This window comes from Facklamia sp. P13064, from assembly GCF_050409425.1.
Lineage (GTDB): Bacteria > Bacillota > Bacilli > Lactobacillales > Aerococcaceae > Facklamia.
This window is the reverse complement of record NZ_JBNUPM010000019.1, coordinates 1-24455: the sequence shown is the minus strand read 5'-3', so window position 1 is coordinate 24455 and position 24455 is coordinate 1. Positions and strand designations below refer to the sequence as shown.

Here is a 24455-nt window from a genome sequence, read left to right as displayed (position 1 = left end):
TCTCGGGTCTTATTTTAAAGGTTATAGCAAAAATGGACTTATGATACAGCCCCTTTCTTACATTTATAGCATTTAATAGCTTTTTTGATTATTCTGCTGGAATAATTGTAACAGGAATATCATCGATAGTACCATAATACCATTCGATTTCATCACCGTCTTCTAATTTTTGAGAAACAACACCCAGCTCGGCAAATTGCTTGTTAATTAAATACACCCAAGTGTTTGGAGCGTAGTCATTCTCTACACCATCAATAATATCAACAACACCTTCATCTTCATTGAAGTTGAATTCTAACTCTTCAATCGCAGACATAGCCTCTAGAACACTCACACCACCGATATTATTTACTTCATATTCAAGAGGGGCTCCCGATTCTTGGTTAATAATGATTGTTGCAGTACCTTCTAGTCCCTCAGCATCATTAGCAGCTGTTTCAACAGTAGTTTCTTCCATTGTGGTTTCTTCAGCAGCCATGGTAGTATCTGTTTTTTCTTCTTCATTAGTAGTAACCTCTTCGGTAGGGGCATTTTCTACCTTTGCTTTATCATTTCCAGGCAACATATCGCAAGCGCCTAAAAAAACGGTTAAGATAAGTGCTGTGGATATTTGTAGTATTTTTTTCATCAACTGACCTCCTCGTTTTCTATTACTATAAAATTAGCAATAATCACCTCTAAAGTCAAATAATTCGATGTTTGCCGGAATCTTCGTTATACTTAATCTATCAGCAAGTGAATGGGGAAAAAAGATGATAAACTTTACAAGTCATAACTTAGAGGATACAAAAAGCCTGGCTAAAATATTAGCTAAAGTCATTCAACCAGGAAGTCTTATTTTGCTTTCAGGTCCATTGGGATCGGGGAAAACAGCTTTTACTCAGGCTTTTGGGCGTTCTTTAGGAATTGATAGAGCCATTAAAAGTCCGACTTATACCATAGTTAAAGAATATGAACTTCAGCAAGTAGCTGAGCGAGTGGTCCATATTGATGCATATCGCTTAGAAGAAGGTGGAGCGGATACTGTTGATTTTGATTTGTTTTTCGATCAACAGTCTATTTGTCTGGTTGAATGGCCACAATTTATTACAGATTATTTACCGAAAAGTCATATAGAGATAGCTTTCAAATTATTGGATCAAAACCAACGTCAAATAGAAATAAGTTTATCGCCACAAGCAGATAATAAGCATCAAATCATCTTTCAAAAGTTTAGAGATCATATAGAAAGGGGCGATTAAACAATGTCTTATCGAGAAAATCCAGACCAAGAAAAACAAGTCGAAATGGTCGAAGAAGAGATTCAACTGTCAATTCGTCAAGCCCAAGTCAAAGATGCTCGCGCCATTTTAGGATTAATGAGACATATCGGTAAAGATACCAATTATCTTACAACCGGACCTGAAGGATTATCTCTGGATGTTCAGCAAGAAAAAGAATTGATTCGAAACTACCTGTTGGCTAAAAAATCATTATTATTAATTATTGAAGTTGACGATCAAGTTATTGGAATCGGTAATTTAGCTAATTTCTCAAGTCACAAGCAAGACCATATCGCTGAAATAGGAGTATCGATTGTGAAAGAATATTGGGGCTATGGAATTGGCAAAATGATTGTGCAAGAATTAATTGATTTTGCCAAAAAAGTTGATTTAAAAATTTTAACTTTAGAAGTGGTCACTGAAAATCAACGGGCTGTCCGACTTTATAAATCGTTTGGATTTGATATCAAAGGAACTTTAAGTCAGCGTTTAAGACATGGTCATTTTTATTACGATGTCTATACTATGGAAAAAAATCTTGCGTAAATCGCTTACATAAAAGGATGCCACTTTACAAGTGACATCCTTTTAACTAGAATGGAATGACGATTATACTGAAGGGGAAAATAAAATGAATTTACTAGAAAAATTTCCTAACATCAAAATATTAAAAGATGAGCCTCTATCAAAATATACTTATACAAAAACAGGTGGTAAGGCAGATTATTTGGTCTTTCCTCATGATCGCTTTCAAGTGGAAACCATTGTGAACTATGTAAAAAATCAGCCGTTAGATTTAACGGTTTTAGGTAATGCTTCCAACTTAATAGTAAAAGATGGTGGCATTCGTGGCGTTGTCATCATGATGACTGAGATGAAGTCGATGCGACGCATCGATTCTAACATCCTTGAAGCGGAATCAGGGGCGTCATTGATTAAACTAACTCACTTAGCGCTCGAACATTCACTTACAGGCCTGGAGTTTGCTTGTGGTATACCAGGCTCGATCGGTGGGGCTGTTTATATGAATGCGGGGGCCTATGGCGGAGAAGTCAAAGATGTCATTGATGAAGTCGATGTAATCAGTCGTGATGGCTTAATTAAAACCTTTAAAAATCCAGACTGTCATTTTTCTTATCGCCATTCTGTTTTTCAAGAGCAAAATGATTTGATTTTATCTGTTCGTTTTAAATTGCAAGCTGGTGACTTTGCACATATAGAAGAAGAAATGGATCATCTAACACATTTACGCCAATCCAAGCAGCCTTTAGAATATCCTTCATGTGGATCTGTTTTCAAGAGACCTGAAGGTTATTATACAGGGAAGTTAATCCAAGATGCTGGTCTACAGGGCTATCGTATCGGTGGAGCTGAAGTGTCTAAGAAGCATGCAGGCTTTATTGTCAATGTGGATAATGCAACGGCAACAAACTATACTGACTTAATTGCTTTTATCCAAGCAACTATTTGGGAAAAGAACCAAGTACGTCTAGAAACAGAAGTCCGTATTATTGGTGAGGATGTCGAATAATTTATTTATAGATTAGGAGTCACATGTGCACATGTGGCTTTTTTAATGTTTACAGATAGATTACTGAATATTAATGTTTGTCGATTTTTATTTTAAAATCTAACTTACAAAGCGTGAGTATAACATGATATAATCGGGCGGAAGGTTTCCTTCAAAAAATACAAAAGAGGGTGTCAAGCATGAGTGAAGCATTACTAAGTGTCGAGTTAAAGAACGTTTCAAAGCACTTTGATGATCAAATGGTATTAAAAAATATTAATATGGAGTTGGAACAAGGACAGTTTTATACTTTGCTTGGACCATCAGGATGCGGTAAAACAACAATTTTAAGAATTATCGCAGGCTTTACTCAAGCAAGTGAAGGGACAGTATCGATTGAAGGAAATGAAGTAACTAACATTCCTGCTAATAAACGTAAAGTTAATACCGTTTTTCAAGATTATGCACTTTTTCCACATATGAATGTTTTTGATAATATTGCCTTTGGTTTATCTGTCAAAAATGTTGACAAACAAATCATTAAAAACAAAGTTCAAGCTGCGCTTAAGCAGGTGCGGTTAGATGGGTATGAAGAACGAAATATTAATGAAATGTCAGGTGGTCAAAAACAAAGGGTAGCGATTGCACGCGCACTGGTCAATGAGCCGGACGTTCTACTTTTAGATGAGCCCTTATCAGCTTTAGACTTAAAATTAAGAACCGATATGCAGTATGAATTACGTGAATTACAACAGCGTCTAGGGATTACTTTCGTTTTTGTCACACATGATCAAGAAGAAGCTTTAGCTATGTCTGATTGGATTTTTGTTATGGATAGAGGAGAAATTGTGCAATCGGGTACGCCTTCAGATATTTATGATGAGCCGATTAATCGATACGTTGCTGACTTTATTGGAGAATCAAATATTATTGATGCAACCATGATGGCTGATTACCGGGTTAAATTTGTCGGTCATGAATTCGATTGTGAGGATGCAGGGATTCCTAAAGGCGAAGCAGTAGAGGTTGTTATTCGACCAGAAGATGTAAAAATCACTGCTCCTAATCAGGGCCAGATTAACGCAACAGTTGATACTATGCTCTTTAGAGGGATGTTCAATGAAATTATTGCCTATGATGATGAGCAAAACGAATGGATGATTCACACAACAGAGAAGGTTGATATTGGACAAAAAATCGGCTTGCAAATTGGTCCGGATGAAATTCATGTTATGAGATTTAATGAAACAGAGGAGGAATTTGACGCTCGTTTAGAGCAATATGAGGAGGGGGAAAATGAAGAAGACTAATATTCATTTGTTGGCTATCCCCTATTATTTATGGCTAGCCATCTTTGTGATTACTCCCTTACTAGTGCTTTTTCAACGGTCATTTATAGGCATTGATGGACAATTTACCCTAGCTAACTACCAGCATTTTTTCACTTCAATGGAATATATCCGAATGACTCTGTCTTCCTTTTGGTATGCCTTTCTTGTAACTTTATTCACTTTTTTATTAGCCTACCCACTAGCTTATATTCTTTCTAAAAGCAAAAATAAAGACTTGTGGTTGATGCTGATTATTTTACCAACATGGATTAATTTATTGCTTAAAACCTATGCCTTCATAGGCATCTTAGGTAATTCGGGTCCTTTAAATAATTTCTTTGAAGCGCTTGGTTTCGGTAGACAACAGTTGCTGTTTACTGATGTTTCCTTCCTTCTAGTAGCAGCTTATATTGAGTTGCCTTTTATGTTCTTGCCGATTTTCAACTCAATCAATGAGATTCAACCCAGTCTATTAGAAGCGGCCTATGACTTGGGAGCATCTAAGATGACCATCATTCGGCGTGTGATTTTTCCTTTATCACTGAGAGGAGTGCGCTCGGGTGTCCAAGCGGTCTTCATTCCTTCTCTTTCTCTTTTTATGCTTACCCGCTTAATTGGAGGAAACCGTGTAATCACTTTAGGTACGGCTGTTGAGCAGCATTTCTTAGTGACCCAGGATTGGGGGATGGGATCAACCATCGGTGTAGTTTTAATGTTGATTATGTTCATCATTCTATTTACTACTAGGGATCGTTCTAAGGCAGGAGGTGGTCAAGATGCATAAAACTAAAAAAAGAATGGGTTCTACCCTTTATATTGCGTTTGTCTTTTTATTAATGTACGCACCTTTGATTTATTTAATGTTTTATTCCTTTAATGCTGGTGGAGACATGACTAACTTTTCTGGTTTTACGCTAGAGCATTATCAAACCCTTTTTGAAGATAAACGTCTGATGACCTTCATCTTAAACACCTTTATTATCGCTCTTTTATCCGCTTTAATTGCAACCATCATTGGCACTCTAGGAGCGATAGCTATTTATTACTATCGTTCTAATCGTAGTCGTCAAGCTATTCTTAATCTAAATTCAGTCTTAATGGTTACACCCGATGTCATGATGGGAGCTAGCTTTCTCTTGATGTTTTCATTCTTATTAAAGTTTGAATTTGGCTTCACCACTGTTTTGTTATCACATATTGCATTTAATGTGCCGATAGTGGTTTTAATGGTCTTACCAAGACTTTATGAAATGAATCCAGCCATGATTACGGCGGCTCAAGACTTGGGAGCCAACCAGAATCAGATTCTATCAAGAATTATTTTACCTTCCATTAAAAGTGGTGTTTTAGCCGGTTACTTCATGGCTTTCACCTATTCCTTAGATGATTTTGCTGTTACTTTCTTTATAACTGGGAATGGTTTCTCAACGTTATCAGTTGAGGTATATTCACGTGCTAGAACAGGGGTAAGCTTGGAAATTAATGCGCTCTCTACTTTAATGTTCTTGTTAGCTTTACTTTTAGTCTTTGGCTATTACACGCTCAGGGTCGGAGAACAGCGAAAAGCAGCACTTAAAATGCGTCAAGCTAGAGGAGGTTAGTAATGAAAGCATTAGTAAAAGTAATGATTGCCATTCTACTTGCAGTGGCTTTGATGTTTGTTGGGCGTTACTACCTACAATCTAGTCAAGGATTAACGGGTGAGAGTAATATTGTCAATTTTTATAATTGGGGCGATTATATTGATCCTGATTTAATCGATGAGTTTGAAGAAGAAACGGGTTATGTGGTAGTTTATGAAACCTTTGATTCTAATGAGGCCATGCTCACAAAAATTCAACAAGCTGGTACCAATTATGATTTAATTGGGCCGAGTGAATACATGGTAGAAACAATGATGGAAATGGATTTATTAGAAAAAATTGATCATAAACGCTTACCTAATCTCAAACATATTGATGAAGAATTTATGGACCAGCCTTTTGATCGAGGCAATCAATATTCAGTGCCATATTTTTGGGGTACTTTAGGTATTCTTTATGATAGCAGTCAAATTGCGGAAGACGAAATTACCAGTTGGAATGACCTTTGGCGAGAAGAATATCGTAATAAGATTATGATAATTGATGGCGCCCGTGAAGTGATTGGGATTGGTCTGCAATCAGAAGGGCATTCACTTAATGAAACAGATAGTGAACTTATTGCTAAGGCCACTCAAAAGATGAAACAATTAATGCCTAATATCCTGGCTTTACTTGCAGATGAAATTAAAATGTATGCGACAATCGGAGAAGCCCCAATAGCCGTTACTTATTCAGGCGAAGCTGCCATGGCTATGTATGACAATGAAAATTTAGCCTATATGGTTCCGAAAGAAGGGTCTAACATTTGGTTTGATACCTTGGCCATTCCTAAAGGTGCAAAAAATCTCGAAGGTGCACACGCTTTAATGGATTTCTTGATGCGCCCAGATATAGCAGCTAGAAATGCTGAATATATTGGATACGCTACCCCTAATAAGGATGCCATTGATTTAATGGATCCAGAAGTAATTGCCGATCCGGCCTTTTATCCTCCGCAAGAAATTATTGATCATTTAGAAATTTATCGTAACCTTGGTCAAGAAAAATTGATCGAATATAATGATGAATATTTACGTATTAAATTAGAACCGCGCTAATTCTTTATTGAGAGTATAAATTTACATAAACTTAACAGTAAATAGGCTACAAAATTCATAATCAACGGTTAAACTTATTAAGGATTTATGATTGGAAGGGAGAGATCGTTTTGCAACTTGTTAATAAGCGGTTAACTATTAAAGATTATGAAGACCCATCAGCTTCTTTTATCATTGAACGCTTAGAGCTTCCAGCTACTATTAGTTATTTAGTGTTTGAATTCAATATCTATCTGGGGGATTATGCGATTGACTCATTAATGGCTTATGATTCACACTATAATTTAAGAATCGATATTCAAAATGTTTGTCAAGGTCGACGGATTATTCTAAGTATTGATGAGTTAGAATCAAGCAGTGGAACACGTCCAGGCATTCTTCCATCAGGTGAGTGGATCTTAGTATTTAAATTAGCGGACCCCATACCCAAGTGCGAGTGGTTGTTCGAGTATTCCATTGAAGCCAAAGAGTTGAGTCAGCCATCACTTAAAAACATCTAACTGTTCTTAGCAATTAAGATGGTTTTAATCTTTAACAATAAACTTAAACACTAATTTATTTATGGGTGTTTAAGTTTATTTTTTTGAAAGGGCACCGTGGGATCGACTGTTTTATGAAAAAATTTTAATAATAGACAGTTTGATGTGAATTTGATATATAATAATAGGACAAGTGACTTGCAAATTTAATTAGCAAGTATTAAGAAATGAGGAATCTTTTTGGTTAGAAAAAATGTAATGACTGTTGTTGTTCCTTGTTATAATGAACAAAAGACAATCCAGCCGTTTATTGAGGCAATTTTAAAAGTTCAAAAAGACCTAAAAGAAGTTGAAATTGAATTACTATTAATAGATGATGGGTCAACCGATCAAACCCTAAATGCTATTAAAGAAGTGGTTCAGCAATATCCAGACAGCATTGAATACCTATCTTTTTCACGCAATTTTGGTAAAGAAGCAGGTCTTTATGCCGGCTTGAAACACGCCAAAGGTGAGTATGTTGCAATTATGGATGCGGATTTACAAGATCCACCGATGATGTTAGTAGATATGTATCGAATGATTCTAGATCCAAATGTCGATGTGGTAGCAACCAGAAGGACTTCTAGAGAAGGCGAACCAGTTGTTCGTTCTTTTTTTGCCCGCCTTTTTTACAAATTGAATAATTTAATTTCGCGCCTTGAGTTAGCAGAAGGTACGCGAGATTATCGTTTGATGAAGGCACAAGTCGTAGATGCCGTTGTATCTATGGGTGAGTATAATCGCTTTTCAAAAGGGATTTTCTCATGGGTTGGTTTTAAAGTGAAATATTTAGAATACCCTAATATTAAACGCATTGCTGGTCAATCCTCATGGTCATTTAGAAGTTTGTTCGATTATGCTATCGATGGCTTAATTTCTTTTTCGGACTTTCCATTAACAATTGCTAGTTTCTTAGGTCTTTTCAGTATTGGCACAGCTTTGGTTTGGGGTATCTACTTACTAGTGGCTTTTTTACTTTATCAAGTAAGCGCTTCTGCGATCAGTCTCTTGGCCTTATTAATATTATTTATGGGTGGCTTTCAATTTTTATGCTTAGGTATTATTGGCAAGTACATTTCTAAAATTTTTACCGAAGATAAACGACGACCTATATATTTGGTGAGAGAAGAGAAGCTTTTTGAAGAAGATGACTAGGATAATTATTTAAAAATGAGTCTGATAATATAAAAGAACAGCCTGCACATGCTTGTGTAGGCTGTTCTTGATTTGAGTGTGTAAATTGTTGGGGAATGGTGATAAGACCTATTCTTCATCTAACATTGGCTGACCTGGTCCGGGTTGGTGATTGGCAATATTGCTTGCCCATTCATAGTCCACCATAATAAATTGCCCGAGATAATCGTTTTTTAATTCTTTAGCAAACTTATCAAGAATGAAGTCTGTAAGCGATGGATGGTAATCAACCATAAGCTGCTCATCTTCTGTAAGATAAAGGAATTTATCTTGATTATCTTTGTGAATAAAGAAGCGGTTAAGTACTTTTCGATTCGGTTCTTGTTGAGCAAATAGGCCATCTGTTAATACTTTTACAACTTCCATTACCTGATCATTAAATCCTCGATCAAAAATCTGGATTTTTTCAATCAGTTGAGGGGCTGAAGTTACAACTCTTAAATGATAATCACTAATATCAATCCCTTCCTCAGCTGTCATTAAGCTAAGACCTTTTAATATTTTTTCGCGATTTTCTTTAAAATTAGGTGCTAAATATATCAAAAGCTTGAGTTTTGGATCATGATAGAGAATTTGAGTTTCTATTTGTCTTTTGGCCCCACATTGATCGCATTCAAAGGCTAGAAGCTGACCTTCTAATAGTTGTTGTTTTAATTCGGGGTGTTTTTGACTATTGATAGCAGTTTCGATGATATGTTCCTGCTTAGCTTGGCATACTGGACACTCTAAGTGGATTGTTTGTGGCATTCAATTGCCTCCTTTATCGGATTAATAATTCTAGTATATCAAAAATGAGGAAAGATGCGAAAGAATCATTAATATAATCTTGTAAGCGATTAACACATTGTCTTAAACTGTGCTATAATAGCTAAAGTAATAGGTATAGAGGGGGGAATATATGAAAAGTTTAATTATTTATGAATCACCTTATGGATCTACCTTAATTTATGCTAGAGCCCTCCAAAGAGTCTTTGACTTTCCGATGGTAGCTTTAAGTGAGGTTGATCGAACTACTTTGAACCACTATGATTTAATTATTGTAGGCACCTTTGTTTTCTCCGGAAGGATTTTTAAGTCGACTTTGATTAATCAGTTGATGAATCGCTACCGCGAACCGAGTTGGGTCTTATTCACTGTGGGCATTTCTACCCCAAATCTTACCAACTTTACGAAACTATTAAAAGAAACCTTTACAGCTAGAGTCTATCAACAATTAGCAACCTTTCATTATCGTGGTCGAATTGCCTCTAAGCGCTTTTCTTTAATGTACTTAGCTTCCAAAAGAATGAAGCGTCAACCAGGCACTAGCCTGGATGATGTGATTTTGGGCCCCGAGGAATGGCATTTGTTGGATTATCATGGAGGAACGGCTGAAAAAGAGGATTTAAAGCAAATAGCGAATATGGTAGAGTATATACGTGAAATTGTACAATACATTGGATAATGGAGGAATCGAATAAGATGGAAGAAGCAAAAAAACGAGTGGGCAAATATGCAGCCTCTTATGTTGAAGATGGTATGGTGGTCGGATTAGGGACTGGCTCAACGGCATATTGGTTTATTGAAGAGCTAGGACGCCGTTTCCAAGCAGGAGAACTCAATAATATTTTAACAGTCTCTACTTCTGATCGCTCTTCTGAACAGGCTTTAAAATTAGGCTTACCCTTAAAAGAAATTGAAGATGTCAATCGCATCGATCTGTTAGTAGATGGAGCGGACGAAACAACTCGTCAATTCGCCGGTATTAAAGGCGGTGGTGGTGCGCTTTTGCATGAAAAAATTATTGCTGAAAACAGTGATAAGATTATTTGGATTATGGATGAGAGTAAATTAGTTAACCAATTAGGGAAATTTCCTCTTCCAGTAGAAGTAGTTCGCTTTGGCTCATGGAAAGTTTATGATGCTTTTAAAAGCGCTGGGATGAAACCAAGCTTTAGAAGAATTGAAGATGACAGGCTTTTCATTACCGATTCCGGCAATTATATCATTGACCTCCATTTAGAAGAGATTCCTAATCCCCAAGTGTTGGCAGCCGAGATTAAATCTAAGGTTGGAGTAGTTGAGCATGGCCTTTTCTTAAATTATGCCGATATCATTCTGGTTGCCCAAGCTGATGGAGAAATTATTAAAATCGAACGTAGTGGTGAAGTAAATTAGACAATATTAAGGATGATGAAGTATGAGAATGGTAGATTTAATCCATAAAAAACAAGAAAATCAAGCATTGACCCAAGCTGAAATCCAATATATTATTAACGGATTTACTAAGGGAGAAATTCCTGATTACCAAATGGCCGCCTTGAATATGGCAGTTTACTTTAATGGCATGAATGCTAAAGAAGTTAGTTATTTGACCATGGCTATGGTTGAATCAGGCGATCAGATCGATCTCTCTGCTATCAAAGGCATCAAAGTAGATAAACATTCGACCGGAGGTGTTGGAGATACAACCACTCTAGTCCTAGCTCCCTTAGTAGCTTCTTGTGGTGTTCCGGTGGCTAAGATGTCAGGGCGTGGTTTAGGCCATACGGGTGGTACGCTGGATAAACTTGAAACAATCAAGGGCTTTAATTTTGAAATCGCTGAAGCTGCCTTTATTGCTCAAGTAAACCAACACCAAGTGGCCGTGGTCGGACAAACTGGCGATTTAACCCCAGCTGATAAAAAGCTGTATGCTTTAAGAGATGTCACTTCTACTGTCCAGTCTATTCCTTTAATTGCTTCTTCCATTATGTCTAAGAAAATTGCTTCGGGTGCTGATGCAATTGTCCTAGATGTAAAAGTAGGCGATGGCGCCTTTATGAAGACAATCGAGATGGCCGAAGAGTTGGCCAACACCATGGTTGAAATAGGCAATCATTTAGGTCGTAAAACAGTAGCCATCTTATCTAATATGGATCAGCCATTAGGCTTTGCAATTGGTAATACCTTAGAGGTCAATGAAGCTGTGGAAACCTTAAAAGGTAAAGGTCCGCAAGATCTAACGGAGCTTTGTCTGAATCTTGGAGCACAAATGCTCTTGTCTGCTGAGAAAGTAAAAAGTTTGCCAGAAGGTATTGAAATGTTGCAAGCGCAGATTGACTCAGGAGCAGCCTTAGAAAAATTCCGTGAATTTATTGAGATTCAAGGAGGAGATGCTTCATTCATTGATAATCCGGAACAATTAGGTAAAGCCAAGTATCAAATTCCGTATTTAGCTAAAAAATCAGGTGTAGTTAGTCACTGGGTAGCCGATTTAGTGGGTGAAGCAGCGATGGTTTTAGGAGCGGGTCGTGCGGTTAAAGAAGATGAAATTGATCCAGTAGTAGGCATTGTCTTAAAAGCTAAGGTAGGAGATCCTGTTCAAGAAGGAGATCCACTCGCAATCATCCATTCCAATCGGGAAGATATTGATGACTGCTTGAAGCGACTAGACCAAGCTATTCAAATCGCTGATACAGCTAAAGAATTACCTTTAATTTATAAAACAATTGATTAAAATACGCAAGAAGAAGGAAGTTACTATGTCAAATAACAAAACGTTTAAGTATGTTCAAATCGGGATTTATGCTGCTTTAATCATCGCTGCGATTACCTTTATCCGTGTCCCGATGCCATCCGCCATCTCTAATTCTTTTGTTCATCCAGGGAATGCCTTGGTGATTTTAGCAGTTTTACTAATGGGGTTCAAACGTGGTACGGCTGCTGCTTTAATAGGGCTTTTCCTCTTTGATAGCTTGAATGGTTATTTCTATGTCGTTCATTTTACCCTTTTAGAAAACCTCTTGGTTTTGATTATGGTCTCATTCATATATAATAAATTCTTCCATAAAAAGGATAGTATGAGTCATATTGTGACATTAGGAATCGTAGGAGCATTAACTAAGATTGTATTAATCTTTGGTAAGCATATTATCAATCAAATGATCTTAGGAGCCACATCTTCTGCAGCAATTGCGATGGCGATTTCAGCCATGCCAGCCAGTCTTTTTACAGGACTTGTTACAGCAATTTTAGTGCCAGTTTTATATTTCCCTTTAAAGAAAATTTTCCAACGCTATCATACAATTGGTGAGTAAATTTACCACTTGGGGTTCAGTCTTTAAGGCTGAACCTTTTTAATTGGTAAAATTTAATGGCCCTCGACGCTTTAAGTCGAGGGCTTTACTAAATTGTCTTAAACTTTAGCTGGTTCAAGTGCAGGGCTGTTTGTATGGATGGTTTGATATCTCTCTTGCTTGAGGTTTTTAATCGAAATCATAAAGCAGAAGGATATAATATATAGACTGGCTAGGAAAAACATAACTGCACGCATCGCATAGTTTTCTAAAATCATTCCAATGATGAGAGAAGAGAAACCACCGATTGCACGACCAACATTTAAAATGATGTTATTAGCTACTGCTCTGACTTGAAGGGGGTATAAGCGCGTAACCATAGCGCCATAGCCGGCAAACATTCCATTAACAAAGAAGCCCATTAAAGCACCGCCAAGTAAAAGGCTTAAGGCAGAATGGACATAAGTAAAAGCGAAAACCGAGATAGCTGATAGGATGAGGAAAATGCCATAAACTAAACGTGGACCAAACATATCTAGAAAATAACCGAAGACTAACATACCGATCGACATTCCTACAATAGTAGTAATCATCCAAAGGTTAGAGTTACCCAGGCTGATCCCTAATTTACCTTGCATCATAGTTGGTAACCAGTTCATCATTCCAAAGTAACCAGCAATTTGAACAGAAGTCATCACCATTAAAGCAATGGTTTGATGGGCTAGAGCAGGTGTTTTGAAGAGGTCAGAGATTTTACCTGCTTGTTGACGGTCGACTTTCTGGCTACCACGATCAGTGATTTGATCTTCTTTAATCATAAAGTGCATGTAAGCCACTAAGATTAACGGCAGAACACCTAGAGCGAAAAGTCCTCTCCAACCAAAGACGGGTGCAATTAAGCTGGCTAAAACAGCGGATGTAATCGAACCGATTTGTCCCATGACACCATTCAGTGAGGAGATACGACCCATTTTGTTGCTTGGTACAATACCCGCCATGATTGCTAAGGCAACACCGTACTCACCACCAACTCCAATACCAGCTAAGAAGCGTAAAGCTAAAAGGCTATTGATGCTTTGACTAAAGAAGATAAGGGCTGTGGCTGCAGAAAAAATTGCGACGGTCCATTTTAATACTTTATATTTGTTATAGCGGTCTGCTAAGACCCCAAAGACAAGTCCCCCAAACAGCATTCCGAAGTTAGTAATGGTTCCAATCCAACCGGCTTGAGTAGAGGAAATATTCAAATCAGCAATAATAGAGGATAGGGAAAAGGCCAAAAACATCACATTGACATCATCTAAACCAGAGGCAATCATTGAAGTAATGAGGGCACGACGATCATAATTTATAGTTTTCATAACAACTCTCCTTAATAAAAGTTCACGGACTTTTTTAATTAATATTTTGACTTTAGTTAAAAGCTTGACTCCAAGCTTGAGGATCTTTGTACCAATTGGCTAAGCTTTGCTTATGACTTGCAAAATCAGGTTTTTGGGTAACCGTATCGATCAGAGTGGCATAATCACTCAAGGTGACTAGCGGGAAAGATTCTTTAGCAAAATTTTGACGACCGGCATCTAATAAGTAATTAAAGATAGCTAGGGCCCCAATCACTTGACCACCAGCATTTTGAACGGCGTGAGCCGCTTTAATGACGCTCCCACCGGTTGAAATCAAGTCTTCAATCATTAGGACTTTTTGTCCTGGATTTAAGTGGCCTTCAATTTGATTGTGCATGCCGTGTCCTTTAGGACTAGACCGCACATAAATCATTGGTAAGTTTAATTCTTGTGCCAAGAAAGCAGCGTGAGGAATACCAGCAGTAGCTGTACCCGCGATCACTTCGACCTGTGCAAAGTTTTCTTTAACGGCTGCTACCATAGCTTCAATTAAAAGCTGCCGGCTTTGCGGATGGCTAATAATTAGGCGGTTATCACAATAAATGGGTGATTTTAAACCGCTTGACCAGGTAAAAGGGGGATCTAAGCTGATTTTAACTGCTTCAATATCCAAGAGGATATTAGCAATCTTTTCTTTACTGCTGGTTTGATGAACGTTTTCCATGATGACCTCCTATTTTAATAATTTTTGTGCTTCAGCTATTTTTTCAACTATGTCCATGTAAGCCGCTTTTGGATTATCTGCCTGGGTAATTGGACGACCAATCACGAGATAATCACTGAGATTTTTAACAGCAGTTTGGACATCAGCGATACGGTGCTGGTCATCCGTACAATTTATCGTTTGTGGGCGTATTCCTGGTGTAACCGTTAGGAAGTTAGTATGAGTGACCTCTTTGATCGCCTTAGCTTCATGGGGTGAGCAAACTACACCGTCAAGGCCTGCTTGGTGACTTAATTTGGCATAGTGTAAGGTTGAAGTTTCTAAACCGGCAGTAATCAGTTGTTCTTCTTCCACTTGTTGGTTAGAAGTAGAAGTCAGTTGAGTGACTGCAATCAAAAGGGGTTCTTTTTGACCAGAAGGTGTCCCTTGTATCAGACCTTCTTTGGCTGCTTCCATCATTTTAAGTCCACCTGCCGCATGGACATTAACCATGGCTACACCCAATTGAGCGAGAATTCGCATGGATCTCATCACGGTGTTAGGGATGTCATGGAGTTTAAGGTCAAGAAAAACAGCATGACCCTGACTGGAAATGGTTTCTAAAAGTTGAGGGCCTCCCAAATAGAAAACTTCCATGCCTATTTTTATATTATGGGGACCTTGGGGTAAAAGCTTTAAAAAGTCTAAGATTTCTTGATCACTGGCAAAATCAAGCGCAATAATGGGTAGTTGAGGATTGAGTTCCATAAAGTCCACCTTTCTAATAAAAAACGCCTAACCACATATTCGGTTAGGCATAAAAGATATATCCATAAAAGCATGCCCAAAGGCATACTCAGGGTGTGGATCTTCTTTCATGCTTCTCTGAACATGTTTAAAGCGATCGTTTCAAATTGTTAAGAGTATAAAATGAATCAAAGGAATTGTCAATAGGAAAATAAACATTAAAATAATTATGTGTTAAACGTAAATGATAATGTCTCAAGAGAACACAAATCAAAATGTCCCACTATCCACTATAATAAATGATGAAAAGGATAGGAGGGAAAATTTAGGTATTTAACAGAAAGAGAATGTTTAAGATTAATGGGATTTGATGATAAGGATATAGATATACTTGAAAAGACCCATCCAAGAAGAAAAAATGCACTTCAAGTATTTTATATAAACAAGCTGGTAATTCAATTGTGGTAGATGTATTGGAAGTCATAGTAAATGAGATAGTTAAACAAGAAAAAATAAAGCTAATGAACAATAAGACCTTCTTGTTTTTTTTGTTATATATTCAGTATAATTAAAAGTAGGAAAAGTAGGAGGGATCTAATGGATAATTTTATTGAAAATGCAAAGGTAATGGCTAAGGGACAGGTGACGATTCCAAAGGCAGTAAGGGATCTTATGGGAATTGCTCCTGGTGATCGAGTTAGCTTTCTAGTCAATCAAGGAAAGGTTCAAATAATAAACTCTAAGGATTATTTGTTAGCCTATGAAGAAAATATGATAAAAGAAGAAAGCAGAGGGGAAGAAGATGAGTCCTGATGAGATACTAGAACTAATTCATAAGGGAGAAACCATAAATGTTGAATTCAAGGAAGCTAAAAATGACTTGAATAAGGATGTCTTTAACTCTGTCTGTGCCTTTAATAACCGAGATGGTGGTTACATCATCTTAGGGGTAAAAGATAATCGAGAAATGATTGGTGTCAATCCAGGAAAAGTTGATAAGATCATCAAGGATTTTACGACTGCCATCAATAATCCTCAAAAAATAAATCCACCCCTTTATTTAGTTCCCAAAACAATGGATATCGATGGTAAGACCTTAATTTATATCAGAGTACCAAGAGGCTCTCAAGTATGTAGGCATAATGGGCGAATTTGGGACAGGTCACATGAAGGAGATATCAACATCACAGACCAGTCAGAACAGGTTTACAAACTCTATGCTAGAAAGCAAGGGTCTTATTTTGTAAATAAGGTCTATCCCAAGATAGGTTTAGAGCATTTAGATGAAGAAGTCATAAACAAGGCTAGGACAAAAGCCCTAAGTCGTAATCAAAACCACCTATGGGATACCATGGATAATGAAGAACTCTTAAGAAGCACCAATTTAATCTTGCTTGACCCTGAAAGTAACCAAGAGGGGATTACTTTGGCAGGAATCCTTTTATTTGGGAAGGATTCTACTATTATGTCTGTTTTACCTCAACATAAGACAGATGCCATCTTTCGAGTTGTAAATAAAGACCGTTATGATGATCGAGATGTGGTGATAACCAACCTCATTGATTCCTATGATCGACTTTTAGCCTTTGGGCAAAAACATCTAAATGATTTATTTGTTCTAGACGGGACTTTAAATGTTAATGCAAGAGATATGATTTTAAGGGAGATAATATCCAACACCCTAGCCCATAGGGATTATTCTAGTGGCTTTCCAGCCAAGATGATTATAGATGATGAAAAAATCTTAGTTGAAAATAGTAATCTAGCCCATGGTTTAGGTGTTTTGGATATAAAAAGATTTAAACCCTTTCCAAAAAACCCACCTATATCAAAAGTCTTTCGAGAAATTGGAATTGCTGATGAACTAGGCTCTGGTATGAGAAACACCTATAAATACGCAAAACTTTATTCAGGAGCCGAACCTGTTTTTGAAGAAGGAGATATTTTTAAAACCATCATTCCTCTTAAGGAAATTGCCACGAAAAAAGTGGGTGGGGAGACTGTCGTTCACGGTGACGCTCACGATGTCGTTCACGGTGACGCTCACGATGTCGTTCAGTCCAAGGAAGATTTAATAGACTTTATTATAGATAAGATAAGAGCTAACAATAAGATAACAAGAAAAGAAATAGCTGAACAAGCTGGTGTAAGTGAAAAAACTATTGAAAGACGAATTAAAGAAATAGAAAACCTAAGATATATTGGAAGTGGTAATAATGGATATTGGGAATTAGACGAATAAAAACTATTAAGAAAACTCTAGAGTTGTCAAACATATGTTACACAAGGTGCTTCTAAAATGGGCATGCTTATGTCTTAGCGTCTAACAAAAATAAACATTAAAAAAATTAAGTCTTGAAAGTTTCGCTTTTTCGACTGCGTTGGGCAAGAGCGTTGACATCAAGCTGTCTGGCTGTAGCCCAATGGTAACTTTCGCCACTGAGGATTAAATCTGTTTTGCGCAAATCTTCAATTGATTGACACGATAGGAGGAGTAAGGTTCGTTTAAGGGCTGAGGCCCAATCACCTACCCAATCAACGGTCGCATCAACACCTAATTGGTCCACCGAATGCAGAAATTTGCCTGCAATCCCACAACTTTTAGCGCCCAAAGCTAAAGCTTTGACGATGTCTAAAAAGTCGCGGATACCACCCGAAGCTAAAATGTTGATTTGATCTTGAAAATTCAGCGATTCTAGCAAAGCTTCTACACTGGTTTGCCCCCAGTTGGTCAAGCTTGAAAAGTCTAGCTGGTCATTGCGCTGATTTTCAATCTGAACAAAGTTGGTGCCACCACGTCCACCTAGGTCCACCGTTTGGACCCCTAATTCCTTTAGTTCTTGAAGGGTCTCTTGACTCATACCAAAGCCAACTTCTTTAACAATAACAGGCACCCCTAGGTCATCAACGATTTTTTGAATGTTTTCTTTCCAGTTTGAAAAATCACGATCCCCCTCTGGCATTACAACCTCTTGAGCGGTATTTAAATGAATCTGTAAGGCATCGGCTTGAACTAAGTCGACGGCTCTTTTGGCATTTTCCAGATCATGATGGGCTCCCAGGTTGGCTAAGATAAAGCCTTGGGGATTCATTTGACGAATAATGGTAAAGGAATCAGCCACTTGAGGGTCTTTAAGGGCAGCTGAAATAGAGCCGACCGCCATGGTTAAACCAGTACTTGCAGCAACTTGGGCTAAATGCTGATTGTAACTTTTTGTTTTAGGACTGCCACCTGTCATAGCATTTATATAAAAAGGTAAAGAATGTTTTTTACCTGCCCATTGAGTGGATAAATCAATTTGATGGATATGAAGACGACCCAGTGAATGGTGGACAAAACGGACGTCATCAAAGGAATTATTTTTTCTAGTCTTTTGTTGGTCTAAAGCATAACGCAGGTGGTCATCTTTACGATTGGTCGATAAAGAAGAAGTCATTATCTATTCAATCCTTTCTGAGCTTGATTGTGGGGCCACTTGAAGATTTAGGGGCACAATTCCTTGAACTTTCCATTGCTTGAGAATGCTCTCCTTGGTATTTATATCATAACCTAAGGCAATACCGCAATCTCCACCACCAGCCCCTGAACTCTTGCTAGCATAGCCATGTTGATTACCAATTTCAATCAGCTGATTTAAAGCAGCCGTTTCAATGGATAGGTTATAAGCCTTACCTAAGCCAAGTAGTAAGTTACGGTAATTACTGATGGCTTGTTGGATCAGGTCTGCTTGATTATTAATTAGTCCATCTTTTAATTGACGAACGACTGCAGGGGCTTGATCTATAAAGGCTTGGAAAGCTTGTGGCTGAGCAGATATTTGGTCTTTTAATTGTTTGACCAAATTGTCGGTAGAAGCCGTATGCTGAGTCCAGCCAATCAGGACTTGCAAGTCTTTAGAAACGGCTAAGTTTTCAATTATTAAATCTGGCCATTCTTGCTTTAATAAAGCCGTAATCGAAGGAGCGTTAGCGATCATTTCTTTTAAAAGCTTGCGATCAGGTGCCATATAATAGGTCCAACCACCAAAAGCGTTAGCAGCGATATCGCCAAAGCTACCAGAAGCTCCTAGACGCAGTTGACTGATAACGGCTAGGCGGTAGAGCCTCTCAGCTGAAAGCTTGATTTTGTGAAAGTTAAGTATAGCTTGGATGGTACCGACTGTTACGGCACCGCTAGAGCCTAGACCGTATTTTTTACCCGAGTCACTTAATAGTTGTGATCGAATGTGTAAATGAAAGTTTCGACTATTAAAGTTCGATTCTTGTAAGAAGGTGTGGGTCACCTTAGCTGCTTCTATCACGTAACGCCACTGGTCCAGTTGATCTTCTTCTAGGGAATAGTCTTCTGCAACTCTCAAGTGCGAATCATCTGTTTCTAAGCAAAGGGGCGCATAGCCTCCTTGATGGTTTTCAATCAGCCAGCCTTTCTTAGTCCTTTGACGGATTGTCAGCTCAAGGTACTGGTCGACCGCAATCAAGATAGCTGCTTGCTTAGGCGCCAAAACAGCGTATTCACCAGCAATATAGAGTTTGCCAGGGATTTTTATGGTTTGAGTTTGTGATGATTGAAGGCAATGCTTAGGATTCATGACGATCCTCCTAATGATTAATAAGCGGAATTGAGAAGGGTTGAGGTCCGGGGCGAGAGACAATAATTGTTTGCGGGTGAAAGTCTTGCCTCAACTTTTCTTGAATGGCAGGAATTTGACTGTAGGGACAGATGATTTTAACATTCGGTCCCGCATCCATGGTAAAGTAGGCAGTTAAGCCAGTCTTTCTCAGTTGGCGAACGGCTTCCATGGCCTTTAAGGATTCCGCTTGAAAGTAGCTAAAGCTTGGATTAGCTGCCAACATGGTTGCATGCATCTTCATGGCATTATGTTCAGTGATTTGACCGATTTTTTGAATATCTCTAGCCTTAATGGCTGCCTTAATTAATGCTAAATCTTTAGCTACTTCCTCTGCCCATAAAGCGTAGAAAGGCGAAGTTTCAATGGTGTGTTGCATGGCTTGACGGCTGGAAAACTTTTTAGCCTTATGATTGACTACTAAAGCAATCATGCCAATGTCCCAATCGGCATCATCAAAAGCACGAGCAAAACTCGATTGAGAGTCCTCACCTTGTCCTTTTTCCCATTCCACAAAGCCGCCAAATAAAGAGCGAGAGGCAGAGCCTGAACCAAAGCGGGCCATGATTGAAAGTTCTTCTTGAGATAGATTGAGATTTAAGGCCTCATTACAGGCACAGGCTAAAGCAGCAAAGGCTGAGGCCGATGAAGCTAGACCTGCTGCAGTGGGGACGTGGTTGTAACTAATTACTCGTGCTTTTAAATCCGTGTTCTTGATTTGACGAAACGGGTCTAAAAAGCGCGAAATCTTTTGCCGCTCTTGGATAGATTGAGTTTGATCATTTAGGATAAATTGATCCTCGTCATAACTCTTAGAAAAATGCACTTGTGTTTGCGTATAAAAAGCCTCTAGCGTTAAAGAAAGGCTAGAGGTAACTGGCAACATCAAGTCTTGATTGCGTTTGCCCCAATACTTGATTAAAGCAATATTAGTATGGGCTTGAAAATTAGCAATAAAATCTTTAGTCATGATGTGACTCCTTTGCTTGTTCTGCTTTTGAAAGGTTAAGTAGCCATGTTTTTTCTGCACCGGCTTGTTCCATCGATTCAGCAATCATTTGGGCATGAGTTTGATCTTTAGCCAAGGCAATCACGCAACCGCCCATGCCACCACCGGTTAATTTAGCTCCTAAAGCGCCAGCTAACCAAGCGGCATTGACGATGTGGTCAAGGGAAGGGTTGGAAACACCTAATTGGTTGAGATAATAGTGGTTGTAAGTCATTAAACGACCCAGTTCAAGTGGATCTTTTTTACGAATCGCTAGGAAGGCTTGACGCACAAAAAAACCAATCGTTTCCATAGCGCCATTAACAAAGCTAGCCTTACTTTGTCTTAGTTGGGCAACGTGATTGACAGCTAATTTGGTCTGGCCAACTTGACCGGAATCAGCCACTACTAGATAAGCTTCTAAGTCCAAATCAAAATCACGAGCTTGCTGACTCTTACAGTATATAATAGATCGATTGGAAGAAGTTACTAGGGTATCTATCCCCGATGTCGATTGATGGGCAATCACTTCTGCTTCATTTGTAATCATGCGTAAGTGATAATCCTTGATGGTCTTACCATAATAGTCACAAACCGCTCGAATTAAAGCCACAGAAACAGCTGCTGAAGATCCCATACCACGCTCTTGTGGTATTTCAGATAGAATTTCAATATGAAGTGGTCTTTTGGGTAGTTGTTTGGAGTCTAAGGTTAGTTTTAAAGCCATCTTTAAATTATTTAAATGATCCGGTGCTTGTTCAAAAGCTCCCTTATAATAAGGACAGTCAATGGTTGAATAAGCGTAAGCAGAAGGTGTCACTTGGACTTTTACCTGACAGGGTTTGAAAGGAATGGCAATGGCCGGATAGTCATAAACCACGGCATGTTCACCCATTAAAATAATTTTAGAATGAGCAAATCCAAGGCCCAGCTTATTTTTTTTGCTTGAAGTTGATTTCAAAGAATAATGAGGTTTACCGAATGAATGGTTCATGAACTAGCTCCTTTCTGTAAAAGATATATATTAATGGTAGCGCTTATGCTAAAATAAGAGCCAAATTAACCATTAAAAAATACTGTTTCATTGGAGTATTTTAACACATATTACAAGAAGTTTGTATTAATTCATTATGAGACTTCAGTAGGAGGAAGATATGTATTTTGCAATGAACGATTATTATGCCACCTATAATCGTAAAGAATGGCAAGCTTTCCAATCGGAAAATTTAGAGATTTTACCGATTGATGAGCTGGCTAGTTTAGTGTCGCTCCAAGACCGTTTGACGCAAACAGATGTTAGAGAAATTTATGGTCCGTTATTACATTATATTGAAGCAGATTTTCAACATACCATGAAATACAATATGGCTAAACAGGAATTTTTTGCCATGGGGGAAGTGGACCCATTTGCATACCGCAAGGTGCCTTTCATCATTGGAATTTCAGGTTCAGTAGCTGTTGGCAAATCAACGACGGCTCGTTTGCTCCATCAATTGCTAAGTGAAACCTTCCCTAAACGGAAAGTGGAGTTAATCACTACCGATGGTTTTCTCTATCCAAATGAGGTTCTAGAACAAAGAGGGATGCTACACCGTAAAGGTTTTCCAGAGTCCTATGATATGTCCTTACTCTTAGAATTTATGACTCATATTAAGACGCAGACTTCTCCTTTCTCAGTACCGACCTATTCCCATCTATGTTATGACATTGTCAAAGGTCAGTATCAAATCATCAATAATCCGGACATTTTAATTGTGGAAGGGATTAATGTTTTGCAACTTCCTTCCAATCAACAAATCTATGTCAGTGATTTCTTTGATTTTTCGATCTATATGGATGCTGAACAAGAACTAATCCATAAGTGGTTTGTTGAGCGATTCTTGGTTCACTTACAAATGGCGAAAACAGATTCTTCTAATTATTATCATAAAATGAGTAATATGAGTCGAGAAGAAGCCATCGCTTATGCAGATAATGTTTGGTTTACCATCAACTTGCCTAACTTAATCCAACATATTAAGCCAACTCGTTCACGAGCGGATGTGGTCTTGCATAAGTCGGTTAATCACTATATCGACCATATTCACGTTAAAAAATACTAAAACTTATCTTTTGGCCGAATAGATTTAAAAGGCGAACAAAAAGGATAAATTCCGAATAAAAACTTGTAAAAACATACTTTCATTCGCTGAAGCATGATAGAATAAACGCAAGAGATAAAATTTAGGAGGAATACAATGGTAGAAGTAAGAAGACCTGAAGCTATGGAGCGTATTTCAAGCCCAGAGATGGCTGAGAAATTTATTGAAGAACAAATTTCCTTAATCAGAGAACAAGTAGGCGACAAGAAAGTTCTATTAGCATTATCGGGAGGCGTGGATTCCTCTGTAGTAGCTGCATTATTAATTAAAGCCATTGGCAAACAATTAATCTGTGTCCATGTCAATCATGGCTTATTGCGTAAAGGCGAGCCAGAACAAGTGGTTGAAGTCTTTAAAAACCAAATGGATGCCAACTTAATTTATTCAGATAGTGTGGAGCGCTTCTTAACGAAATTAGAAGGCGTAACTGATCCTGAAGAAAAGCGGATGATTATCGGTAATGAATTTATCGAAGTTTTTGCTGAAGAAGCGCGCAAGTTAGAAGGCGTAGACTTCTTAGCTCAAGGAACTATCTGGCCCGATATTTTAGAAAGTGAAGACGGCATCAAAGCTCACCACAATGCGGGGGGTTTACCAGAAGACATGAACTTTGAATTAGTAGAACCTGTGCGAATTCTCTTCAAGGATGAAGTGCGTATAGTTGGTGAAACTTTGGGACTCCCTCATGAGATGGTCTACCGTCAACCCTTCCCAGGACCAGGTTTAGGCGTTCGTTGTTTGGGCGAAATTACTCGTGACCGTTTAGAAGCAGTCAGAGAATCAGATGCAATTTTACGCGAAGAATTTGCTAAGAACGGTCTGGCTGAAAAAGTATGGCAGTATTTTACCGTGGTACCTGATTTTAAATCAACTGGTATCAAAGACGGTAAGCGTACTTACGATTGGCCAGTCATTGTGCGTGCTGTCAATACCAAAGATGCAATGACAGCAACCGTCGAAAACATTCCATTCGATCTTATGCAACAGATTGTTGATCGCATTACCCACGAAGTGCCAGGCGTGAGTCGTGTACTTTATGACTTCACACCAAAACCGACAGGAACGATTGAGTGGGAATAGGTCCCGAGATTTTGTAACCCTTGATTTTACTAACTACTCTAAGGGTACGAGTGGTTCATGATACGATTTTGATGCTATAAATAGTGGCTAACCACTGGGAATAAAGAATAATAGAAGAAAATAAAAGACTAGTTAAAGAACAAACCCCTGATTGAGGTAAGAGGCGAGTTAGTAACTAGTCTTTTGATTTTGGCTCTATGTCAAATAGGGTTATGCTATCTAAGGAGATTAAGCCATTAACGGTTGCTTGGTCTCCTTTTCTTTTCTTCCTGACACATATAATCTTGATA

At 38.2% G+C, this 24455-nt stretch carries 25 protein-coding genes and 2 pseudogenes; 18 read left to right on the top strand and 9 right to left on the bottom strand.

Annotated features, from left to right (window positions below; translation table 11 throughout):
- Positions 1-88: 88 nt before the first annotated feature.
- Positions 89-628 carry a DUF4430 domain-containing protein gene (locus ACQV2S_RS07710; protein ID WP_428873308.1) on the bottom strand — a complete coding sequence of 180 codons (540 nt, stop codon included), beginning with the start codon at positions 626-628 and terminating at the stop codon, positions 89-91.
- 124 nt (positions 629-752) lie between these two features.
- Between ACQV2S_RS07710 and tsaE the strand changes: the two genes are divergently transcribed.
- From tsaE to ACQV2S_RS07665, 9 genes are all read left to right on the top strand, one after another.
- A complete protein-coding gene (tsaE, locus tag ACQV2S_RS07705; protein WP_428873309.1) occupies positions 753-1241 on the top strand; it encodes a tRNA (adenosine(37)-N6)-threonylcarbamoyltransferase complex ATPase subunit type 1 TsaE in 489 nt (162 codons plus the stop codon).
- A gap of 3 nt (positions 1242-1244) precedes the next feature.
- Positions 1245-1808 (top strand): N-acetyltransferase family protein, encoded by a 564-nt coding sequence (locus ACQV2S_RS07700; protein WP_428873310.1) that lies wholly within the window; start codon positions 1245-1247, stop codon positions 1806-1808.
- 85 nt (positions 1809-1893) lie between these two features.
- Positions 1894-2793 carry a UDP-N-acetylmuramate dehydrogenase gene (murB, locus tag ACQV2S_RS07695; RefSeq protein ID WP_428882154.1) on the top strand — a complete coding sequence of 300 codons (900 nt, stop codon included), beginning with the start codon at positions 1894-1896 and terminating at the stop codon, positions 2791-2793.
- A 179-nt stretch (positions 2794-2972) separates the two neighbouring features.
- Positions 2973-4082 (top strand): ABC transporter ATP-binding protein, encoded by a 1110-nt coding sequence (locus tag ACQV2S_RS07690; RefSeq protein ID WP_428875104.1) that lies wholly within the window; start codon positions 2973-2975, stop codon positions 4080-4082.
- Positions 4069-4887, top strand: a complete 819-nt coding sequence (locus tag ACQV2S_RS07685) for an ABC transporter permease (protein WP_428873315.1) — start codon at positions 4069-4071, stop codon at positions 4885-4887. The genes ACQV2S_RS07690 and ACQV2S_RS07685 overlap by 14 nt, the downstream gene beginning before the upstream one ends.
- Entirely contained in the window at positions 4880-5704 is an 825-nt protein-coding gene (locus ACQV2S_RS07680; RefSeq protein ID WP_428873316.1) for an ABC transporter permease, read from the top strand. The genes ACQV2S_RS07685 and ACQV2S_RS07680 overlap by 8 nt, the downstream gene beginning before the upstream one ends.
- Positions 5705-5706: 2 nt before the next feature.
- Positions 5707-6783, top strand: a complete 1077-nt coding sequence (locus tag ACQV2S_RS07675) for an ABC transporter substrate-binding protein (protein WP_428875105.1) — start codon at positions 5707-5709, stop codon at positions 6781-6783.
- A 110-nt stretch (positions 6784-6893) separates the two neighbouring features.
- The gene (locus ACQV2S_RS07670) at positions 6894-7283 is read left to right on the top strand and encodes a hypothetical protein (RefSeq protein WP_428875106.1); all 390 of its coding nucleotides are present in this window, start codon (positions 6894-6896) and stop codon (positions 7281-7283) included.
- A 219-nt stretch (positions 7284-7502) separates the two neighbouring features.
- The gene (locus ACQV2S_RS07665; RefSeq protein WP_428873320.1) at positions 7503-8459 is read left to right on the top strand and encodes a glycosyltransferase family 2 protein; all 957 of its coding nucleotides are present in this window, start codon (positions 7503-7505) and stop codon (positions 8457-8459) included.
- Between the two features lie 108 nt (positions 8460-8567).
- Here the strand turns inward: ACQV2S_RS07665 and ACQV2S_RS07660 are convergent, their stop codons facing one another.
- Positions 8568-9245: a CpXC domain-containing protein gene (locus ACQV2S_RS07660; RefSeq protein WP_428873321.1), complete on the bottom strand. Its 678-nt coding sequence runs from the start codon at positions 9243-9245 to the stop codon at positions 8568-8570.
- Between the two features lie 151 nt (positions 9246-9396).
- Between ACQV2S_RS07660 and ACQV2S_RS07655 the strand changes: the two genes are divergently transcribed.
- Genes ACQV2S_RS07655 through ACQV2S_RS07640 form a run of 4 tightly spaced genes read left to right on the top strand, consistent with a single transcriptional unit; the run spans position 9397 to position 12556 of the window.
- On the top strand, positions 9397-9942 hold the full coding sequence (locus ACQV2S_RS07655) for a flavodoxin domain-containing protein (protein WP_428873323.1): 546 nt from the start codon (positions 9397-9399) through the stop codon (positions 9940-9942).
- A gap of 17 nt (positions 9943-9959) precedes the next feature.
- Positions 9960-10655 carry a ribose-5-phosphate isomerase RpiA gene (rpiA, locus tag ACQV2S_RS07650; protein ID WP_428875107.1) on the top strand — a complete coding sequence of 232 codons (696 nt, stop codon included), beginning with the start codon at positions 9960-9962 and terminating at the stop codon, positions 10653-10655.
- A gap of 22 nt (positions 10656-10677) precedes the next feature.
- The gene (locus tag ACQV2S_RS07645) at positions 10678-11976 is read left to right on the top strand and encodes a pyrimidine-nucleoside phosphorylase (protein ID WP_428875108.1); all 1299 of its coding nucleotides are present in this window, start codon (positions 10678-10680) and stop codon (positions 11974-11976) included.
- A 25-nt stretch (positions 11977-12001) separates the two neighbouring features.
- Positions 12002-12556 carry an ECF transporter S component gene (locus tag ACQV2S_RS07640; protein WP_428875110.1) on the top strand — a complete coding sequence of 185 codons (555 nt, stop codon included), beginning with the start codon at positions 12002-12004 and terminating at the stop codon, positions 12554-12556.
- Between the two features lie 98 nt (positions 12557-12654).
- On the opposite strand, the gene ACQV2S_RS07635 is transcribed toward ACQV2S_RS07640, so the two are convergent.
- Genes ACQV2S_RS07635 through pyrF form a run of 3 tightly spaced genes read right to left on the bottom strand, consistent with a single transcriptional unit; the run spans position 12655 to position 15349 of the window.
- Entirely contained in the window at positions 12655-13896 is a 1242-nt protein-coding gene (locus ACQV2S_RS07635) for an MFS transporter (protein ID WP_428876584.1), read from the bottom strand.
- A 52-nt stretch (positions 13897-13948) separates the two neighbouring features.
- Positions 13949-14602 (bottom strand): orotate phosphoribosyltransferase, encoded by a 654-nt coding sequence (gene pyrE / locus ACQV2S_RS07630; protein ID WP_428873329.1) that lies wholly within the window; start codon positions 14600-14602, stop codon positions 13949-13951.
- Positions 14603-14611: 9 nt separating this feature from the next.
- Positions 14612-15349: an orotidine-5'-phosphate decarboxylase gene (gene pyrF / locus ACQV2S_RS07625; RefSeq protein ID WP_428876586.1), complete on the bottom strand. Its 738-nt coding sequence runs from the start codon at positions 15347-15349 to the stop codon at positions 14612-14614.
- Positions 15350-15646: 297 nt separating this feature from the next.
- Between pyrF and ACQV2S_RS07620 the strand changes: the two are divergent.
- The 3 genes and pseudogenes from ACQV2S_RS07620 to ACQV2S_RS07610 all read left to right on the top strand — a co-directional run.
- Positions 15647-15900: pseudogene (locus ACQV2S_RS07620) on the top strand (DNA cytosine methyltransferase); the annotation flags it as partial.
- Between the two features lie 25 nt (positions 15901-15925).
- Positions 15926-16141, top strand: a complete 216-nt coding sequence (locus ACQV2S_RS07615; RefSeq protein ID WP_428873331.1) for an AbrB/MazE/SpoVT family DNA-binding domain-containing protein — start codon at positions 15926-15928, stop codon at positions 16139-16141.
- Positions 16131-17570: an RNA-binding domain-containing protein gene (locus tag ACQV2S_RS07610; protein ID WP_428873333.1), complete on the top strand. Its 1440-nt coding sequence runs from the start codon at positions 16131-16133 to the stop codon at positions 17568-17570. The genes ACQV2S_RS07615 and ACQV2S_RS07610 overlap by 11 nt, the downstream gene beginning before the upstream one ends.
- Positions 17571-17676: 106 nt before the next feature.
- On the opposite strand, the gene fni is transcribed toward ACQV2S_RS07610, so the two are convergent.
- The 4 genes from fni to mvk are packed head-to-tail and all read right to left on the bottom strand — an operon-like array spanning position 17677 to position 21938.
- The gene (gene fni / locus ACQV2S_RS07605; protein ID WP_428875535.1) at positions 17677-18765 is read right to left on the bottom strand and encodes a type 2 isopentenyl-diphosphate Delta-isomerase; all 1089 of its coding nucleotides are present in this window, start codon (positions 18763-18765) and stop codon (positions 17677-17679) included.
- 3 nt (positions 18766-18768) lie between these two features.
- Positions 18769-19917: a phosphomevalonate kinase gene (locus ACQV2S_RS07600; RefSeq protein ID WP_428876171.1), complete on the bottom strand. Its 1149-nt coding sequence runs from the start codon at positions 19915-19917 to the stop codon at positions 18769-18771.
- A 10-nt stretch (positions 19918-19927) separates the two neighbouring features.
- A complete protein-coding gene (gene mvaD, locus ACQV2S_RS07595; RefSeq protein ID WP_428875537.1) occupies positions 19928-20926 on the bottom strand; it encodes a diphosphomevalonate decarboxylase in 999 nt (332 codons plus the stop codon).
- Positions 20919-21938 (bottom strand): mevalonate kinase, encoded by a 1020-nt coding sequence (gene mvk / locus ACQV2S_RS07590; RefSeq protein WP_428873337.1) that lies wholly within the window; start codon positions 21936-21938, stop codon positions 20919-20921. Before mvk ends, mvaD begins: the two co-directional genes overlap by 8 nt.
- 160 nt (positions 21939-22098) lie before the next feature.
- On the opposite strand from mvk, the gene coaA reads away from it, so the two are divergent.
- Positions 22099-23046, top strand: a complete 948-nt coding sequence (coaA, locus tag ACQV2S_RS07585; RefSeq protein ID WP_428873339.1) for a type I pantothenate kinase — start codon at positions 22099-22101, stop codon at positions 23044-23046.
- 192 nt (positions 23047-23238) lie between these two features.
- Positions 23239-24165 (top strand): annotated as a pseudogene (gene guaA, locus ACQV2S_RS07580) (glutamine-hydrolyzing GMP synthase); the annotation flags it as partial.
- Between the last annotated feature and the right edge of the window lie 290 nt (positions 24166-24455).

Excerpts from the sequence above, each read along its gene's own strand:
- ACQV2S_RS07710 (WP_428873308.1), bottom strand. The coding sequence starts at position 628 with ATGAAAAAAATACTACAAATATCCACAGCACTTATCTTAACCGTTTTT.
- tsaE (WP_428873309.1), top strand. The coding sequence starts at position 753 with ATGATAAACTTTACAAGTCATAACTTAGAGGATACAAAAAGCCTGGCT.
- ACQV2S_RS07700 (WP_428873310.1), top strand. The coding sequence starts at position 1,245 with ATGTCTTATCGAGAAAATCCAGACCAAGAAAAACAAGTCGAAATGGTC.
- murB (WP_428882154.1), top strand. The coding sequence starts at position 1,894 with ATGAATTTACTAGAAAAATTTCCTAACATCAAAATATTAAAAGATGAG.
- ACQV2S_RS07690 (WP_428875104.1), top strand. The coding sequence starts at position 2,973 with ATGAGTGAAGCATTACTAAGTGTCGAGTTAAAGAACGTTTCAAAGCAC.
- ACQV2S_RS07685 (WP_428873315.1), top strand. The coding sequence starts at position 4,069 with ATGAAGAAGACTAATATTCATTTGTTGGCTATCCCCTATTATTTATGG.
- ACQV2S_RS07680 (WP_428873316.1), top strand. The coding sequence starts at position 4,880 with ATGCATAAAACTAAAAAAAGAATGGGTTCTACCCTTTATATTGCGTTT.
- ACQV2S_RS07675 (WP_428875105.1), top strand. The coding sequence starts at position 5,707 with ATGAAAGCATTAGTAAAAGTAATGATTGCCATTCTACTTGCAGTGGCT.
- ACQV2S_RS07660 (WP_428873321.1), bottom strand. The coding sequence starts at position 9,245 with ATGCCACAAACAATCCACTTAGAGTGTCCAGTATGCCAAGCTAAGCAG.
- ACQV2S_RS07655 (WP_428873323.1), top strand. The coding sequence starts at position 9,397 with ATGAAAAGTTTAATTATTTATGAATCACCTTATGGATCTACCTTAATT.
- rpiA (WP_428875107.1), top strand. The coding sequence starts at position 9,960 with ATGGAAGAAGCAAAAAAACGAGTGGGCAAATATGCAGCCTCTTATGTT.
- ACQV2S_RS07645 (WP_428875108.1), top strand. The coding sequence starts at position 10,678 with ATGAGAATGGTAGATTTAATCCATAAAAAACAAGAAAATCAAGCATTG.
- ACQV2S_RS07640 (WP_428875110.1), top strand. The coding sequence starts at position 12,002 with ATGTCAAATAACAAAACGTTTAAGTATGTTCAAATCGGGATTTATGCT.
- ACQV2S_RS07635 (WP_428876584.1), bottom strand. The coding sequence starts at position 13,896 with ATGAAAACTATAAATTATGATCGTCGTGCCCTCATTACTTCAATGATT.
- pyrE (WP_428873329.1), bottom strand. The coding sequence starts at position 14,602 with ATGGAAAACGTTCATCAAACCAGCAGTAAAGAAAAGATTGCTAATATC.
- pyrF (WP_428876586.1), bottom strand. The coding sequence starts at position 15,349 with ATGGAACTCAATCCTCAACTACCCATTATTGCGCTTGATTTTGCCAGT.
- ACQV2S_RS07615 (WP_428873331.1), top strand. The coding sequence starts at position 15,926 with ATGGATAATTTTATTGAAAATGCAAAGGTAATGGCTAAGGGACAGGTG.
- ACQV2S_RS07610 (WP_428873333.1), top strand. The coding sequence starts at position 16,131 with ATGAGTCCTGATGAGATACTAGAACTAATTCATAAGGGAGAAACCATA.
- fni (WP_428875535.1), bottom strand. The coding sequence starts at position 18,765 with ATGACTTCTTCTTTATCGACCAATCGTAAAGATGACCACCTGCGTTAT.
- ACQV2S_RS07600 (WP_428876171.1), bottom strand. The coding sequence starts at position 19,917 with ATGAATCCTAAGCATTGCCTTCAATCATCACAAACTCAAACCATAAAA.
- mvaD (WP_428875537.1), bottom strand. The coding sequence starts at position 20,926 with ATGACTAAAGATTTTATTGCTAATTTTCAAGCCCATACTAATATTGCT.
- mvk (WP_428873337.1), bottom strand. The coding sequence starts at position 21,938 with ATGAACCATTCATTCGGTAAACCTCATTATTCTTTGAAATCAACTTCA.
- coaA (WP_428873339.1), top strand. The coding sequence starts at position 22,099 with ATGTATTTTGCAATGAACGATTATTATGCCACCTATAATCGTAAAGAA.